Annotated in this window: 11 protein-coding genes and 2 tRNA genes; 8 read left to right on the top strand and 5 right to left on the bottom strand. The window is 53.1% G+C overall.

What is annotated here, in order from left to right:
• Positions 1-106: 106 nt before the first annotated feature.
• Both MTX78_RS20610 and MTX78_RS20605 read left to right on the top strand, forming a co-directional pair.
• On the top strand, positions 107-1315 hold the full coding sequence (locus tag MTX78_RS20610; protein WP_243797931.1) for a glycosyltransferase: 1209 nt from the start codon (positions 107-109) through the stop codon (positions 1313-1315).
• A gap of 154 nt (positions 1316-1469) precedes the next feature.
• Positions 1470-2735 (top strand): lipopolysaccharide biosynthesis protein, encoded by a 1266-nt coding sequence (locus tag MTX78_RS20605; RefSeq protein ID WP_243797930.1) that lies wholly within the window; start codon positions 1470-1472, stop codon positions 2733-2735.
• 106 nt (positions 2736-2841) lie between these two features.
• On the opposite strand, the gene MTX78_RS20600 is transcribed toward MTX78_RS20605, so the two are convergent.
• Positions 2842-3657, bottom strand: coding sequence for a class I SAM-dependent methyltransferase (locus MTX78_RS20600; protein WP_243797928.1), 816 nt, complete (start codon positions 3655-3657; stop codon positions 2842-2844).
• Positions 3658-4444: 787 nt separating this feature from the next.
• On the opposite strand from MTX78_RS20600, the gene MTX78_RS20595 reads away from it, so the two are divergent.
• The 4 genes from MTX78_RS20595 to MTX78_RS20580 all read left to right on the top strand — a co-directional run bounded on the left by MTX78_RS20595 (position 4445) and on the right by MTX78_RS20580 (position 9283).
• A complete protein-coding gene (locus MTX78_RS20595) occupies positions 4445-7111 on the top strand; it encodes a PA14 domain-containing protein (RefSeq protein WP_243797926.1) in 2667 nt (888 codons plus the stop codon).
• Between the two features lie 290 nt (positions 7112-7401).
• Positions 7402-7962: an RNA polymerase sigma factor gene (locus MTX78_RS20590; RefSeq protein ID WP_243797924.1), complete on the top strand. Its 561-nt coding sequence runs from the start codon at positions 7402-7404 to the stop codon at positions 7960-7962.
• Complete coding sequence (locus MTX78_RS20585; RefSeq protein WP_243797922.1) at positions 7959-8810, top strand: hypothetical protein; 852 nt, start codon at positions 7959-7961, stop codon at positions 8808-8810. The genes MTX78_RS20590 and MTX78_RS20585 overlap by 4 nt, the downstream gene beginning before the upstream one ends.
• Positions 8811-9010: 200 nt before the next feature.
• Positions 9011-9283 (top strand): hypothetical protein, encoded by a 273-nt coding sequence (locus tag MTX78_RS20580; protein WP_243797920.1) that lies wholly within the window; start codon positions 9011-9013, stop codon positions 9281-9283.
• 36 nt (positions 9284-9319) lie between these two features.
• On the opposite strand, the gene MTX78_RS20575 is transcribed toward MTX78_RS20580, so the two are convergent.
• The gene (locus tag MTX78_RS20575) at positions 9320-10303 is read right to left on the bottom strand and encodes an AAA family ATPase (protein ID WP_243797919.1); all 984 of its coding nucleotides are present in this window, start codon (positions 10301-10303) and stop codon (positions 9320-9322) included.
• Between the two features lie 588 nt (positions 10304-10891).
• On the opposite strand from MTX78_RS20575, the gene MTX78_RS20570 reads away from it, so the two are divergent.
• Entirely contained in the window at positions 10892-13723 is a 2832-nt protein-coding gene (locus MTX78_RS20570; RefSeq protein ID WP_243797917.1) for a PAS domain-containing hybrid sensor histidine kinase/response regulator, read from the top strand.
• 92 nt (positions 13724-13815) lie between these two features.
• On the opposite strand, the gene MTX78_RS20565 is transcribed toward MTX78_RS20570, so the two are convergent.
• Positions 13816-14547, bottom strand: a complete 732-nt coding sequence (locus tag MTX78_RS20565; protein ID WP_243797915.1) for a LytR/AlgR family response regulator transcription factor — start codon at positions 14545-14547, stop codon at positions 13816-13818.
• 355 nt (positions 14548-14902) lie between these two features.
• Here MTX78_RS20565 and MTX78_RS20560 point away from each other — a divergent pair, with 355 nt between their 5' ends.
• Complete coding sequence (locus MTX78_RS20560) at positions 14903-15757, top strand: bifunctional helix-turn-helix domain-containing protein/methylated-DNA--[protein]-cysteine S-methyltransferase (RefSeq protein WP_243797913.1); 855 nt, start codon at positions 14903-14905, stop codon at positions 15755-15757.
• 138 nt (positions 15758-15895) lie between these two features.
• Here the strand turns inward: MTX78_RS20560 and MTX78_RS20555 are convergent.
• Positions 15896-15979: transfer RNA gene (locus MTX78_RS20555), tRNA-Leu, on the bottom strand.
• A gap of 84 nt (positions 15980-16063) precedes the next feature.
• Positions 16064-16136 (bottom strand) — tRNA-Gly (locus MTX78_RS20550).
• Between the last annotated feature and the right edge of the window lie 132 nt (positions 16137-16268).

The following is a 16268-nucleotide window of genomic DNA, read 5'->3' as shown; positions in this document are numbered from 1 at the left end:
TTGTCGGCACTCGCATAGTAGTAAGTGGATTGTGCTTACCGTGGGGTATTATTGCACGCTTACTTCCTGTATTTAACGTTTTCTTGTTCTATTGACTGCCGCTTGCATGAAGCTCCGTGTGCTGCATTTGCCCAAGTGGTACCCCAACCGCTACGATGACCAGGATGGAGACTTTGTCGCCCGGCACATTGCGGCTATTGCGCAAACGCCGAGTGCTACTGAACCTTTGCAAACCGCTGTGGTATTTGCTGCAGTGGCTCGTGGTCCGCTGACTTCACTTATTGAAGAGGAAGTGGAGTTGAATGTCCTCGTTCCGACGTGGCGCTACTATTACCGTGCCCAGCTTACGGGAATAGGGTGGTTGGACAGGCCGTTGAAGCTGCTGCTTTGGTTGGTGTGTATTCGGTGTGGGATGCGAGCAGCTCGCCGGTATTGGGACGGACAGCGCCCTACTATCGTACATGCGCACATCATGTTACGAACGGGGGCGGTAGCGCTTTGGCTGAAATGGTGGCACCGCATTCCATACCTGATTACCGAGAATTGGACCATTTTTCTGCCGGCCAATGCTAGCCGGCTAGGATGGCTACAGGGACGCATAGCCGCCCTGCTGGTACGTCAGGCGGCTGCCTTTACGCCCGTATCCGAAGATCTGCGCCTAGCACTAGCCCGACTGGGCGGAACGGCAACTCGCACAGTCATCATTCCTAATGTAGTAGACACCAACTTGTTTCATTTGCCCGAAAATCCTCAGGCCCGCCAAGGTCTCCTGAATGTGGCGGCGTTCAATGAGCAAGCCAAAAACCTAAGTGGCATTTTGCGGACAGTGGCGCGGCTGCGCACCACTCATCCCGCGCTGCCCCTGCATCTTCGGATTGCTGGCTATGGTGTAGCAGAAGCCCAAATGCACCAGCTGGCCACCGACCTAGGCCTATTAGCAGACGGAACGGTGGAGTTCTTGGGCAAACTAAGCTCTATTGAGGTAGCCGAAGAAATGCGGCGGGCACAGGTATTTGTATTGTTTTCCAACTACGAAAACTTGCCTTGTGTGCTCATCGAAGCGCAAGCCAGCGGCTTGCCCGCTGTGGCCACTCGCGTTAATGGAGTGCCCGAATTACTGCCTGATGATGGTTCTAAGGGAATCCTCGTGCCCGCGGGAGATGAAGACGCCCTAGCGCAAGCCCTGCTGGCTGTTTTGCAAGCCCCTGCCACCCGCTTCGACGCCAACACCATGCGGGCTGCTGCTGTTGCTCGATTCAGCTATCCGGCCGTGGGTCAGGCCTTCCGGCAGCTCTATCAGCAAATTTTAACCTGAGGGACATGCTAGCAGAGTAGCAAGCCTAGTTTGCCGAGCTAGTACCGTAGCAACGACGTGCATTTGTTGCTTGCGCCCCTATCTTGTCTTGTCACTGAGAAGCACAGCCAAGACCGCCTTACGCTGTCCGTGTAGTGGCGCCTTATTCCTAATAATGGTCCGTCGTATCCTCCACAATTTTATCACGCGTTTGGCTACGGCCTTGCTGAGCTTTGGAGTGGTGTGGCTAACGGCGCGCTACCTGGGTGCGGCAGGCAGAGGAACGGTAAGCTTGTTTGTGACGGATTGCGCGGCGTTACTGTTGTTTATTGGGCTGCTGGGCGGCTCATCGCTGATATACCTGGCCCCCCGCCGTAACGTGTGGCATCTGTTGCTGCCGGCCTATACTTGGGCTACCGTGGTATGCGCTGCTGGTACAGCAATGGTTGGGCTACTGCGCAATGTGTCGCAGGCATACCTTGGTCACTTGCTGGGGTTGGCGCTGCTCCAGGCTTTCTTTTCAGTGAATACCTCGTTGCTGTTGAGCCGCCGCCGGGAGTTGCTATACAATAGTCTTTTGGCTGCACAAGTTGCGCTTCTAGCAAGTGGCTTGCTGTTCGCGTTTAGCGTCCTGCATTGGCAGGTAGTTACAGCATATTATTATGCCGCATACCTAGCTTACGGCCTCCCGTTGATTGTGAGCTTGTGGGCCTTGTGGCAGCTACCTGATCGACCTCAGGGGGGACGGCGGCTGTATGCTACAGTGCGCGAGCTAGCACGGCACAGCCGCGGGGCTCACTTTTCTAATATTTTGGCGTTTGCCAATTATCGGCTTAGCTACTACTTCGTAGCGCATTTTGCTGACGCTCGTGCGGTAGGTATTTTGTCTGTGGGCGTGGCCCTAACAGAGGCTGTGTGGTTGATTCCGCGCAGTACGGCGTTGGTACAGTACGTTGATTTGGTGCACGCTGGTAAGGCTGGTACGTCGTCGGTAGCGGCTCTGCGAGTGTCACGGCTTGCTGTGCTAGCCACCATATGCGCTATGACGGTGCTGGCACTACTGCCCCCAGCGGTGCTGATAACCGTGTTCGGGCGAGAATTTGGGGCGGCGCGCCCCGTGGTTTTGCTGTTAGCTCCGGGGGGCGTAATTATGGCGTTACAACTGCTTTGCAGCAGCTATTTCGCTGGCTTGGCCCACTACCGCATCAATAATACTGCTTCCGTCTTAGGATTGCTCGTGACACTGGGAGCTTGCGTATTCTTAATTCCACGTTTTGGAATTCGGGGCGCAGCACTGACCAGCACCTTATCATATGCGGCTTCCACTACCTACTTGCTGTATTATTTCCACCGAGCTACCGGAGCGGCTCCTTGGGCTTTTCTGCCCGGCCCATCGGATGTTACCCACCTGTGGGGGATGGTCAGGCAGAAAGAGCGGTAATAAACGCTGCCTTTCAGCATGAAGAATTAAGATGGATTGTAGTGCCATAAGAATGGAAACCACGTGGTGCTACAAAACTGTGAGCGTGCAAACGGACAGGCTTGTCTTATGCGTTCAACCGGATAGTCACCTCGAAAGATGGGGCAGGGTCGGCAAACAGATCTGGGGGGGAGGTGGCAAGCGCAACCGGCGAGTAAAGGGCGCACAACGTGTTTTCCACTTGTACCAGGTGACCTGAAGCAGCCGGTAAGCCGTCCAGAATGCCCGCCAAAACTTCCCAACGAGGTTTGCCAGGCTGCTGGCTGGCATCATGCCACACTACCACTGTATTTGGGCCCACCAAGTGCTCGAATACACGTTGGGTATCTCGCCGCACCGATTCATAGTGATGGTCGCCGTCGATAAAGACGACATCGAAGTGCCCAAGTGGTGCAAGCTGGAACGTTGCTGAATTGCCATGTAAATGCGTGACGTTAGCTAATGGGCGTGAAAAGAAGCCGTGCAACTCAATATACCGTTCGCTCAGGCCCATGGTGCGCATCTCCTCCCCCGACAGATTAAGCGTGTGTACCGAAGCGGCTACCTCCGCCACATTTGCTGCGCTTTCGCCACGCCACGTTCCAATCTCGAAATAGCGGCAGGCAGGTGCCCGGCGCGCTAATGCCCGCAGCAACAGCAGATCGGTGGGCAAAGAACCACCATCGCGGAATGCGAAAGGCCGAACTGTGTGGTCGGCTGGCGATAGAAACTTGGCTAAGGGTACTACCGGTAGACCTTCAGCAGACATCCCTCGGCTAGTATGCACTAGCACACGCTGGCGCCAACTCGTTTCGTCTGCTGCCAGCACATGATTGAGCAACCAGGGGTTGCGCGCAATGCGCGCAAGGCCGCGCAGGGTTTTCTGTAGGCGAGAAGTAGTCACATCCTAAAAGTACGGTGCGTGCGCGCAATTACGTGCCTGTGCTTTCAAGCCAATTGAAACACATTCCACTCTTCATAGGGGTGCTCCAGTTCAGGTAGACGTGCCACATACAAGTCATCTAACAGCACTATCGCTTTTAATGTGAAAGACGAATTGTTGTGTTAGTATGATTATTACGATGTAAAGATTTATTAAATAGTATGACTTAATAGATTAATGTGTAGTATTAATCCGTTTTATCTTACTTAAATACGTCAATAAAAATAAAATAATACAAATTAAAATGGCGTATCTGTTTTAAGCCTATTCACAGTTGTGTACGAGTAGGAAGATAAGACAAACAATATGGTAAAGGCCTTAATAGCTAAAATAATGCACTAGTAGTTGTATTATATGAAGTAGCATGAAATGCTGTATTTAAACAGGCGTCTAGATTGATACCCATGACGGGTATCAATTATTGCTTTGAATTGGACAATAAGATAAGTTTAATTCAATTTTCGTTGATTTGTAATGTTTTATAAAAATGCCTGTATAACTTCCTTCAGTGGTGTTGCTAAGAATAGCACTAAGTAAAGGATTCAAGTTTTTTTAAGGCCTTCAAAACATTTGTATGCAAGTCTCTACTCACTTACGTACTCGGTGTCGCAAGCTGCTTTGGGCAGCGGCAGACCAGCAGAAAAAACTATGGCTAGCAGCGTGTCTACTTGTCGCTACTGTCTCAACCAACGCGCAGACGCTGACCCTTCCAATTGAAGTACTCGGTGCTCAGGGAGTCACCGAGACTGTGAGCGTAACCGTACCATCGGGTAGCAGTGCTACAACTCTATGGCTTCAGGCCAACAACCTGTCATATGATGACAAAGCCAGCGTTCGGGTTAACAACAGCGCCTGGATCAACCTCAACAACACCACGTGCGACGTTGCCGAGCCCGGCAAAAGCTATGGTGGTATTGGCGGCGGCCACAATACGCTGAAGCTGAAGATTGCTCTGCCAGCCAACACCGTGCAGGACGGAACCAACCAAATCAGCTTCCGCTTCAACAACTCGGATGGCGTAACGATAGGGTATCGTGTCATCCGGCTTAACTTCTTGAATGCTGATGGCACGCGTCTGATGCCAGCTAGTTCATTTAACGATGACAACCCAGCTTCCTGGCAAGCCCCACGTCCGGGAGCTGCAGACGTGGCTGCTGGTGAGCAACTCTGGAGAACCGCATCCCTCAACGAGTCGTACCTGCCAAACGCACGGGTGTTGCAGGCGAAGTGCACTGACTGCCACGCGCAGGATGGCCGCGACTTGAAGTATTTCAACTACTCCAACAAGTCGATTGTTGAACGAGCTAAATACCACGGGCTTAGCGTACAGCAGGCCGAGCAAATCGCCTCATACATCCGTACCCTCACTGCCCCAGCACCGGCTACTGCCCGGCCATGGAACCCTCCGTACCAGCCTGGTCCTGGCCAAGACTCCCGGCCTCTAGTAGAATGGTCTGCCGGAGCAGGTATTGATGCAGTACTTGACAGCGACAGCGAAACACTGCCGTATCTGTTTCCAAATGGCGTGACGTTGGCTTCCGTTGCCACTACCAGCACTCTGAACATTCGGGAAATTCCGGTGGCCGTACAGTTCCTGGATTGGAAGCATTGGTTGCCTATCATCCACCCCAAAGATGCATGGGGCGCTGATTTTACGAATTCCAAGCTCAACAAAATGTACAATGGCCAAGGTAACGCCAACACAGACGTTAACCTGCGCCAGCGCATTGCAAACGCAACACAAGAGTACAAACTAGGTGGAATTTATGCGCCAGGCATGCAAACCGACATGGCCAACTGGCAGCACGAGCGGAATGTATGGTTGGAGTCGCGGGTGCAGAACGTGTCGTGGGACCGTGAGCGTGCCATAAAGGTGTCATCTACGGCGCTGTGGCAAACCGTTAAGTTCTGGGAGTTGATGCAAGAGTTCGACCTAGAAGGTCTTGGTCCGGCGCTGTATGGCAACCGGAGCGAAGCACGCACCTGGCCTGGCCTTGTTCGTCACGTATTCGAGACGTCGCCGCAGCGGTTGAACATTCCGCATGGTCGCGATGATCTAGCACACAACAACAAAGCTGTGAACAACGTGTACGCTTCGAACGCGTGGTACCACACCCAGATGGTGTTGAGCAGCGGAAACCGCAGTGCTAACGGGTTCTATCCAGTGGACTGGGGCTACCTGTATGGCCTGATTAAGGACCTGAACTTTGCAAGCAACGGCGCCACTGAATTGTCTCGCCTCTTGATGATTACGATAAAGGCCGCCCAGCAGGCTGATAACGGCCTCGGGCCAGATCGGGCTTTCGATGGCTGGAACTTGGCCCGTAACTACTCGCCTTCATTCCTCGTGGAACTGTTCCAGGAGCCAGCTTGGCAGCAAGTTACGCCTGGTATGAAAAAGGAAATTCTAGAAAACTTCTTGCGCAGCTGGTTCACCAAGAGCCGTTCTTATCCTGTGTCCCAGTACACCCGCAGCACCGACCCGTTCGACGTTCCTCCAGCTAACTATATTCCAGTTAACCCGCCTCCAGGAGGTGGCAATGCTGCTGACCGCGTGTGGGTTATGATTCCGGAGATGCGGCGGGCTGGCGTTGATTGTGAGTTACTCAATGAAATTGCCGATTGGGCTCAGCAGATGTGGCCGAATGCTAACTGGGCATCATTAAAGGTAGCAAGCTGCCCTGTTGCAGGTCTCCGCAACCCCGAAAATCCAGCGCACACGCTGCCTGGTATGGAGTACAGCTACTACGAGGGTGACTTTACGGCCCTTCCTGATTTCTCGTCCATGACGCCTACTCGGACAGGCAATACACTCGTAGTTAACACAGTTCCAGGTCCAAACCAGCGCGCCAGTGACTACGCACTTCGTTTCCAAGGCTTTATTGAAGTTCCTGTTGATGGCTGGTACCAATTCATGATTACCTCCGACGATGGCTCCCAGCTCTTCATCGGTTCGCAGCTCGTAGTTGATAACGATGGCCGGCACGGTATCGAAGTGCGCAGTGGCTCCATTGCATTGAAAGCAGGCAAGCACGCCTTCACCGTAACGTACTTTGATGCCGGTGGCGACAAGCGCCTTTCCATGCGCTACTCAGGACCGAACTTCTCCCGGCGTGATCTTCCTGCAAGCATCCTATCACGCATCGACCCAAGCGCACCACTTGCCGCCAAGGGCGCGTCCGCTATGGAAGTAGCGCTGTATCCTAACCCAACTCGCTCGGAGTTGAACCTGAAAGTACCTAGCCTGCATGCAAGCTACCGGGTGTTGGATCAGCTAGGCCGTTCGGTGCTGGAAGGTGCTGCTCCTGCTGGTACTGCTGTGCTGAACGTACAGGCCCTGCCTGCTGGTCTCTACCACTTGGAAATAACTACGCCTGCGGGTCGCGTTGTTCGCAAGTTTGTCAAGCAGAACTAACTCTTAAGTAGGTCTTTTCGCAAAAGCCACTCCCAAGCCGGGGGTGGCTTTTTTGCTGAGTTGGAAACAAGGGAAATCGGCTATGCAGACAGCCAAAGCCCAAGAGTCTCCTAAGAGCTACTGATTTGTTACCTTTTGCGTTAAGCCGTTGCTAGTGCCAGCATGTTGATTTCAATCAACATTGGAATGCTAGCATCCGAGCCTACAAATAAAACAGAACAAGGCAGCAGCCTTTTCAAGCCTTAGCTTGTCTGCCTGATGCAACCCACTACGGGGAGAACCTTTTCTGCATGCCGACTTCTGCCGAACTCGATGCCCTGCTTGCCCGCTGCTCGCGCCGCGAACCAGCTGCTCAACGGGCGTTGTACGCTCGTTATGCAGGGCGAATGCTAGGCGTGGCCCGTCGCTATGCGCGGTCCTTGCCAGAGGCCGAAGACATTTTGCAGGATGCCTTCGTGAAAGTATTCACCCATTTAAGTGAGTTTCGAGCAGAGGGCACTTTGGAAGGGTGGATTCGGCGAGTAGTAGTTACAACCGCTATCAACCACTGGCAAAGTGGCCGCCTGCGCCGTCAGAACCAAGCAGCCCCACTCGACGAAATAAGTGACCCACCCGCCGCCGACTCTTCTGCCCTCGACCAACTGAATGTAGCAGAAGTGTTGGCGCTAATGGAGCAACTGCCCGATGGCTGCCGGCTGGTCTTGCTTCTATACGCCGTCGATGGCTACTCGCACCGTGAAATCAGTGAATTGCTCAACATCCAGGAAAGCACGTCCAAAGCTCAACTCAGTAAAGCCCGCAAACAATTGCTACAACTTTATCACCGGCAGAATAACTACATCCGACTATGATCCAGGAAACTGATGATGACCGTCTGGACCAGTCGTTGCGCGACACGTTCAGTGACTTTGATCTGCCGCCTTCCCATCAGGTATGGACGGGGATAGAAAGCAGATTGTCGACGCTGCCGGGTGCACCTCGGTCGGTGCCGCTCGGGTTTGTGCTGCCTTTTGTTGGGCTGTTAGGGGTGGCAGTGGGCTGGTTGCTGCCTCGTCCTGCTTTAACTCCCGTGCCGCGGCCAGCTTCTGAGGTACCCCTCGAAACCCGAACAGCCAGCCAGCAACTGGTAAGCCCCGCCCTCAGCGCCTACATCATTCCGCGGGCTTCCACCCAAGCATTGGCTTCAGGCAAACCACCAATGCCGGGGCCCATACCCGCTATATATGGTCAGATAGCCAGTTCATCAGCAGTGAAAGGTACGCAGAACCCGCCTCGTAGGGCAGTGTATGCAGCGGTTGCTGAGCCTGCGTCTGCTACTAAGGCAGCAGAACAGGCAACTCTCGCTGAAGCTTCTTTGGTGAGTACAGCACCTCTGACAGAGAACACTGACTTGCTAACGATTATTGCTACTGGCGTGGAGAGTACGGCAACTTCTGTTTCAACAGTTCTGCCGCGTCTTGTTGAGCGGGAGCAGCAAGCAGCAACTGCCCACCATCTTGCTAGCGCGAAAGAAGTGGAAGGGCAGGAGGTAAATGTGAGAGGAGACGTACTACGGGAGCGGCGCCCTGAGTATCGAGTGCCCACGCACCGGCTGGCGGAGCGTGGGCGCGGCCTGCGCCGCATACAAAACACAGTTACTCGGCAATGGCAGCGGGTGTTTACGCCCCGGCGGGCTGCAACTGCTCCCAAAGACTTCTAGCAGGTATTGCCTGATTGTATCAAAGGAAAGCAAACGGTGTGAAGAAGAGAAGTTGGAGTGGTAGCTAAAAATAAGCTCGACCTACAGCAGCCTTTTTTCTGCTGGTCTTGTCTTGGCAGGAACAAACGCCAACGCACTAGGAACGCAATCAGACTTCACTTGCTACTTGCCCTATACTGAAGGTTTTGCCACTTAACTATATGTCCGTTCTGCTTCAGTCTCCCACCCGTTTGCCGTTGCCTTCCCGCGCAGCAGCACCTAATAGTTCTCAGTCTTTGGGGCTGTGGCTGCTCACCGGTTGTCTCTTGCTATTGCTGATTGTAGGGCGGCTCACCACTCAAAATCCCGCGCATCATGCTGCTGGAAAACGGTCGGCTGCTCCAGTAGTGCTGCCCCTCAAAAGCTTTCAGGCCCCCGCGCTCCGTAAGCCGGGCATGCTGCCCTCCGCCAAGACAAAATCTGCGGCGTTTTAGCCTTTCACTTCGGTTCTCTCAGGCTTTAACATAAGGCTAGCTAATCGGAACCTTGCCTAAGATAGCTTCTATCAGGTCCTGGGTGCGGATGCCATCAGCCTCTGCCTCGTACGTGAGCAGAATACGGTGGTTGAGCACATCGGCTGCCACATCCTTAATATCCTCGGGTAGCACGTAGTCCCGCTCATCGAAGTACGCCACGGCTTTAGCTGCCCGATGCAGTGCAATACTAGCGCGTGGGCTTACCCCAAACTGCACGTACTGCTGGAAATGAGGCAGGTCGTAATCAGCCGGCTTGCGAGTCGCAAACACTAGCTCAATGATGTACTTCTCGAGAGTTTCGGAAATCTGTACCTGGTTGATTTGCTGGCGAATTCCAAAGATGTCTTCCTTGGTAAGAATGGGGTTCACTTCACCTACGTAGCTCATATTGGCCATCCGGCGCATAACCTCTAGCTCGTCGGCCTTCTTCAAGTAGTCCACGAATACTTTCATCATGAACCGGTCGACCTGTGCCTCGGGCAAGGGGTAGGTGCCTTCCTGTTCCACCGGGTTTTGGGTGGCCAGCACCAAAAACGGCAGATCCAACGGATAAGTGGTTTCGCCAATAGTCACCTGTTTCTCTTGCATGGCCTCTAGCAAGGCACTCTGCACTTTGGCCGGTGAACGGTTGATTTCGTCGGCCAGCACGAGGTTAGCGAAAATGGGTCCCTTTTTTACTTCAAACACCGACTGGTTTTGATTGTAAATCATGGTACCTACCAGGTCAGAGGGCAGCAGGTCGGGGGTGAATTGCACCCGTTGAAAATTCAAGTGCAAAACTTTAGAAAGTGTGCTGATGGTAAGGGTTTTAGCTAAGCCCGGCACGCCTTCTAGCAAGATATGGCCCCCCGTGAACAAGCCTATCAACAAGCGCCCTACCATGTAGTGCTGCCCAACCACCACTTTTCCAACTTCAGCAAATACCTGCTTTATTTTCTGCTGATAGTCAGGAGGAGAAGTTGGAACAGACGGAAGCATACGCGTTCAGCTAAATAGGAGGGTGGCACTAAAGGTAAAGAATCGGACGGCTTCCGTCAGCAGAATTGGCTGTTAGAGAAAATAGGAGCACAGAATTCTTGTATCTGATACTCCTTAAAAGTGGCCTTCTTTTGTAAGGCGGGCCACTGAGGGCGCCGCTAGCAGGTCGTTATTGTGGTTGCCGTTGCGCTCCAATAGACGTTTAGCAACGGGTATAGTAGTATGCGTCTGGTTGCTCTGAATAGGAGGTAAACCAGCCAACGATACGACTCCATGCTGTTACTTTGGCTGGTGCTCTGGTGTTGCAGCGTGAGCTACTATCGTGCTTAGGCACTATCGGGATGGTATATTGAGGGTAGGCAACGGGCTTTGGTGGTGAGGGATGCGGCAGGGAACTGAACGAACTGTTTTGCACTTATAGATGGGCGTTGTAATTCGTTGAGGAGAAAGTGCAGGTCATGGCTGTTCTACTGACCGAGTAAGGTGGGCTGCCCGGCGTCTGGGCTGTATAGTTCAGCCAGCCCCTCTGGGTTGCTGCCGTGCTGGTCTTACCTTAGTGAAGACGAATATTAGTGCCGTACTTATTTTATGAAACCTACCGCTTCCTCTATGCCGCTCTTCTCTGCCGCCCAACCAAGCCAATTCACTCCCGAAGGAGAAGTGGCAGAGCTACGGCGGGAGTTAGCAGCGGCCCGGCAGCGCGAGCAGCAATTACGCGCCCAGCGAGATTTTTACGCGGATATTCTGCAAGAATTACCCATTGAAGTAGCTGTACTAGACCAGGAGTTTCGGTACCTCTACGCCAACCCACAGGCCGTGCCCAACGAGGCCGATCGTGCGTGGCTACCTGGCCATACTATACTTGAGTATTGCCAGCGTTGTCAGTTGCCGCAAGAGTTGGTCGAGCAACGGCGTCGCGTGCTCGATCAGGTGGTAGAAGAGCACCGAGTAGTAAGTTGGCAAGACATAACGCCTCATCCGGAGGGGCCACGCAGCCACCAGCGCTACTTCAAGCCGATGGCGCGCCCAACTGATCAGCCAGCCATGCTGTTAGGATACGGCCTTGATATCACCGAACGGCTGGCCGCCGAAGTACGCAGCATACAAAGTAAAGCTGAGGCCGACGAACAACAGGCTCTTACGCAACAAATTACGGATGCTAGCCCACACGTTATTTACGTGCGCAACGCCCAAGGACAGCTGGTCTTCCGCAACCGTACTTTCAACGAGCTAGCTGCAATAGGCCAAGCTAGTGCCATTCCTCAATCCTTAAACTTGAGTGAAGTTGTAGAGCTAGACGAGTGGAAGAGGGCATATCAAGAGGTGTTGCAGCACCAGCGGCCCCTATCATTGGAGAGTGCCTACTCGTTGGTTGATGGCAGTGTGCTGTGGTTTCAGGTCAACAAGTTGCCGTTGCCCCAGTCTGATGGTACGGTCCATGTATTGACTATTGCTACCGACATCACCGAGATAAAAGAAGCCCGGCAGACGCTGGAACGCAGCTCCACCCAATACCGCGACCTGTTAGCACACACCCAGGCCCTTATTGGCACCCACGACTTACAAGGGCGCTTGCTTTCAGTGAATCCGGCAGTAGAAGAGTTAATGGGCTTGCCTGCCGATGCCATTATTGGTTGCCACCTGGCCCAAGCAGTTCCGCTAGAGCTCCACGCTGGCGTAGAGCAGTATCTGGCAGAAATCAGGGTGAGCAAGCACAGCCAAGGAGTGATGAAAATAGTGAATCAGCACGATGAGCAGCACTATATCCTTTTCAATAACTTCCGGGTCGATGAGCTAGGGCAGGAGCCTTATGTAGTAGCGTACGGACAGGAAATTACGGAGCGAGTACAAGCCGAGCGGGAGTTGCGCCGGGCCAAGCGGGAGGCCGAAGTCAACGCACGGGCCAAGGAGAACTTTTTGGCCAACATGAGCCACGAAATCCGGACGCCCATGAATGGGGTACTGGGCATGGCTGGGCTTTTGGCCAAAACTCCTCTCGACGTGCAGCAGCGGCAATATCTGGATACCATTCTGGCATCGGGGCGCAATTTGCTGGCCGTTCTCAACGATGTGCTAGATATGGCTAAGATTACGGCAGGCAAGCTTGAACTCGAACACATTGCGTTCGACCTGGGTAAATCCATTCGGACAGCCGCGCAAACGCTGGCCTATCGAGCAGCCGAAAAGAATCTGTTATTCGATATTCAGCCTCTCACGCTTACTGAGCCAGTGGTTCTCAGCGACCCGTATCGGCTTAATCAGGTACTGCTCAACTTGCTTTCTAATGCCATCAAGTTCACGGAGCATGGAAGCGTAACGCTCGGCTGCGACGTGCTCCGCGACACTGCCGCTGCCGTCACTATCCGGTTCTGGGTGCGCGACACCGGCATCGGTATCCCGCTTGACAAGCAGCAGCAAATCTTCGAAAACTTCACGCAAGCTTATGCCGATACTTCCCGCCGCTTCGGAGGTACCGGTTTGGGCCTCACCATCAGTCGGAGTTTGGTAGAACAACTAGGTGGCGAACTGGAATTGTCTAGCGTACCAGGCCAGGGTACGTGGTTTTCCTTTACGTTGACGTTGCTGAAAGCTTCAAACCAGCAAGCGGCTCCGTTGCCCGCCGCCCCAGATTACCAGCGCTTGCGCGGTACTCGTGTGCTCTTGGCCGAGGACAGTGCTACCAACCGGCAACTGACTACCCTGGTCTTGAAAAACTGGGGCATTGCCGTAGACAGCGCCGTAAACGGTCCTGATGCTCTGGCTTTGTTTCAAGCGCGCAGCTACGATTTGGTGCTAATGGACATTCAGATGCCCGGCATGAGTGGGCTTGCCGTTACGGAGGCTATTCGGCAATGCCCAGATCCTGAAAGAGCTCAAATTCCTATTATTGCTCTCACAGCCAATGCCTTCCGGGCCGACCGGGAGCGGTACCTACAGGCCGGTATGAACGACTGCCTGACAAAGCCTTTCGAAGAGGCCGACCTTTACAATAAGCTAGTGGCTCAACTCGCACCCTCCGACGGCTTGCTAAGTGTACCCGCAACGCCCATTGCTCAGCCCGTTCCTATCGGACGTCCTTCCCTGGCTACTCCACTTTTTGATTTAGCCCAGCTAGAGCGTAATGCCCACGGCAATCAAGAGTTTATGCGGCGCATGATAGATGTGTTCCTGACGGAAGTGCCCGTTGTAGCTACTGACTTAGCAGCGGCCGCGGCTGCTAAAGACTGGTTGGCGCTATCTACACTGGCTCATAAGCTGAAATCTTCCTTGAAGCTGTTCCAGGTATCAGCCGCCTTTGATGACTTGCATACGCTAGAGGAACCTCACCATACCACACCGGAAGCGCGCCAATTAGCAGCGCGTCATCTAAGCGGTTTGCTGGAGCGGGTATGCGCTGCATTACAGCTGACCGTCGGCTAGCGTACTAGTTGCAATGAGTAATCTGTGGGGGGTATTGGTACTCTAAATAGAGTAGATCTGCTCGTATTCACGGCGTTGGGTACATGCAAGCACTAAAACCGATTAAGGTTGCGGAAAAACGCTTCTTGATAAGACACCCCGATAGGTATCTGATGACCACCGGGTAGGCGAGCCGTGTTGTCTTCAATCGATTCCACATGCTTCATGTTCAGGATGTAGGAGCGATGCACACGCACAAAATGGTCGAAAGACAAGCGTGCGGCGAAGGATTTCAGGGTAGTGTAAACAATGTGCTTCTGACGTAACGTCACAATAGTAACGTAGTCCGACAACGCCTCGATGTAAAGCACTTCATCGAAATTGAGGCGCACCATGCGGTTGTTTACCTTCACAAACAAGTCGGAAGATGGAGGCGCTACGGGGGGCACAGGTACGGGCTGCACTGTGGACATAGGCCTGCGTTCCAACACGCGCTGTACAGCCTGACTGAAGCGTGCGTAGTCGAAAGGCTTCACGAGATAGTCGGTAACGCGCAGAGCAAAGGCATCCACAGCGAAGTGCTCGTAGGAAGTGGCCAGGATTACTTCCGGTGGATCGGTGAGTACGCGTAGTAATTCCAGGCCGCTGAGATTGGGCATCTCCACATCCAGAAATAGCAGATCCACTTTATTGCCCGCCCGAAAGAAGTTTAGACCCTGTGCGCCATCGTTCAGAGAAGCTACCAACTGCAACGACTCCGTCAGGCCGATGTAATGCTCCAGCGTGAGCCGGTTCATTGTATCATCGTCAATGACCAAACAAGTAAGCGCCCCTGGATTGGACATAAGATAGGTGAATGTAAAAAAAGACTGAAATTTATAGCTTATGTAGCGAAATATAAGGGTTGTTTGCTTGATGCAGCGGCTGATGTACTGATACGGAACCCATCTATCCTTCGGACTTAGTGGCTTAGCATAAGATTGTGGCTGGTCCGTTGTCTTGGTATGTTAAGCTGCGGTTGCATCAAAGTGTTATGAAGCCGGACTTAACTGCCACATAGAATGTTTGCTTGCATCAAACAATGAATTGCTAATGAGGAAGATACAGCTGGTGTTTTTATGTAGTTAAAACACCGCAAGATTCGGATTGAGGTGGAATGCCTGGGCTGGTACTTTTGGTAGCACACTTGTTTTAGCTCTCATGTCCGCTACTCTTCTCTCGCAATCTGGTTTGGACTATGCTCGTGTGGAGCAAGCCATAGCCTTTATTGCAAAGCACCACACGCAGCAACCCACCCTAGAGGACATTGCCGCACATGTCCATATTAGCCCATTCCACTTCAGCCGGCTATTCACTCGGTGGGCCGGTACCAGCCCACAGCGGTTTATGCGGTTCCTTACCAAGGAATACGCGAAGCAGATGTTGTTTGAATCTGACGACTTACTTGCTGCTACCTACCAAACAGGGCTTTCCAGCCCTAGCCGTCTTCACGACCTGTTTGTGACGTATGAGGCCATGACTCCAACAGAGTACAAGTCGCAGGCCGCTGGTATGGTCGTCTACTACGGTTTCCACCCCACACCATTTGGGGAGTGTCTGCTCAGTCTCACTGACAGAGGTATTTGCGGCCTTTCATTTCAGGCAGCCAGTGAGCAAGAAGCTGCGCTACAACAACTATATGCCGCTTGGCCTGCTGCCACCTTGCAGCGAAATGATGCGAAAACTGGCGAAACCGTGGCGTTGCTTTTTCATCAGACCTCTAGCTCAAATAAGCCATTTAATCTGCTTTTGAAAGGCACAAATTTTCAAATCAAAGTTTGGGAGGCTTTGCTGCGTATTCCAAGTGGTGCGCTGGTCTCCTATCGGAACGTGGCAGCAGCAATTGGACAGCCTAGCGCCAGTCAGGCTGTAGGAGGGGCCATAGGAGCTAATGCCATCGGCTACCTGATACCCTGCCACCGCGTCATTCAGCAGCACGGCGGCCCCGGTGGCTACCGATGGGGCAACGTGCGTAAGCAGGCTCTGGTAGGATGGGAAGCCGCTCGCAGAGAGTAGGGTAAGTCTCGGCCAGCTATTGTGTTAGTAAAGCACACCGACTACCCACCATAGCTTGAATCTTCTATGGTCCAGAACGTGAGCAGAGAGTAAACTATATGAAAAAAGCCTCTCTGCATGTTGCAGAGAGGCTTTTAGTACCAGAGACGGGAATCGAACCCGTACGCTCGTGAAAGCAAGGGATTTTAAGTCCCTCGTGTCTACCAGTTCCACCACTCCGGCATGTTGGTGGTTGCGCAAAGGTATGGGGCCAAACCTTTGTAGCCAAAAACAAAAAGAGGATGCTGCGGGGCAACATCCTCTTTGAGCGGGAGACGAGGTTCGAACTCGCGACCTCGACCTTGGCAAGGTCGCGCTCTACCAACTGAGCTACTCTCGCTTGATTCAGCCACCGTAGTAGCGTTTTGGTGTGACAAAGGTACTACAGGAAATCGGCTTGTCAAGGGTACGCCTCAAAAAAAGTCTGATTTTCGCTACTGTTTAAGCGGTTTTTGCTGATTTTCAGGGAGAA

The organism is Hymenobacter tibetensis (assembly GCF_022827545.1).
Lineage (GTDB): Bacteria > Bacteroidota > Bacteroidia > Cytophagales > Hymenobacteraceae > Hymenobacter > Hymenobacter tibetensis.
Note: the sequence above shows the minus strand (reverse complement) of the source record. Positions and strands in the feature narration are given on the sequence as shown.

Bases quoted from the DNA above. Each gene is read 5' to 3' on its own strand.
- MTX78_RS20610 (WP_243797931.1), top strand. From the start codon at position 107: ATGAAGCTCCGTGTGCTGCATTTGCCCAAGTGGTACCCCAACCGCTAC.
- MTX78_RS20605 (WP_243797930.1), top strand. From the start codon at position 1,470: ATGGTCCGTCGTATCCTCCACAATTTTATCACGCGTTTGGCTACGGCC.
- MTX78_RS20590 (WP_243797924.1), top strand. From the start codon at position 7,402: ATGCCGACTTCTGCCGAACTCGATGCCCTGCTTGCCCGCTGCTCGCGC.
- MTX78_RS20585 (WP_243797922.1), top strand. From the start codon at position 7,959: ATGATCCAGGAAACTGATGATGACCGTCTGGACCAGTCGTTGCGCGAC.
- MTX78_RS20580 (WP_243797920.1), top strand. From the start codon at position 9,011: ATGTCCGTTCTGCTTCAGTCTCCCACCCGTTTGCCGTTGCCTTCCCGC.
- MTX78_RS20575 (WP_243797919.1), bottom strand. From the start codon at position 10,303: ATGCTTCCGTCTGTTCCAACTTCTCCTCCTGACTATCAGCAGAAAATA.
- MTX78_RS20570 (WP_243797917.1), top strand. From the start codon at position 10,892: ATGAAACCTACCGCTTCCTCTATGCCGCTCTTCTCTGCCGCCCAACCA.
- MTX78_RS20565 (WP_243797915.1), bottom strand. From the start codon at position 14,547: ATGTCCAATCCAGGGGCGCTTACTTGTTTGGTCATTGACGATGATACA.
- MTX78_RS20560 (WP_243797913.1), top strand. From the start codon at position 14,903: ATGTCCGCTACTCTTCTCTCGCAATCTGGTTTGGACTATGCTCGTGTG.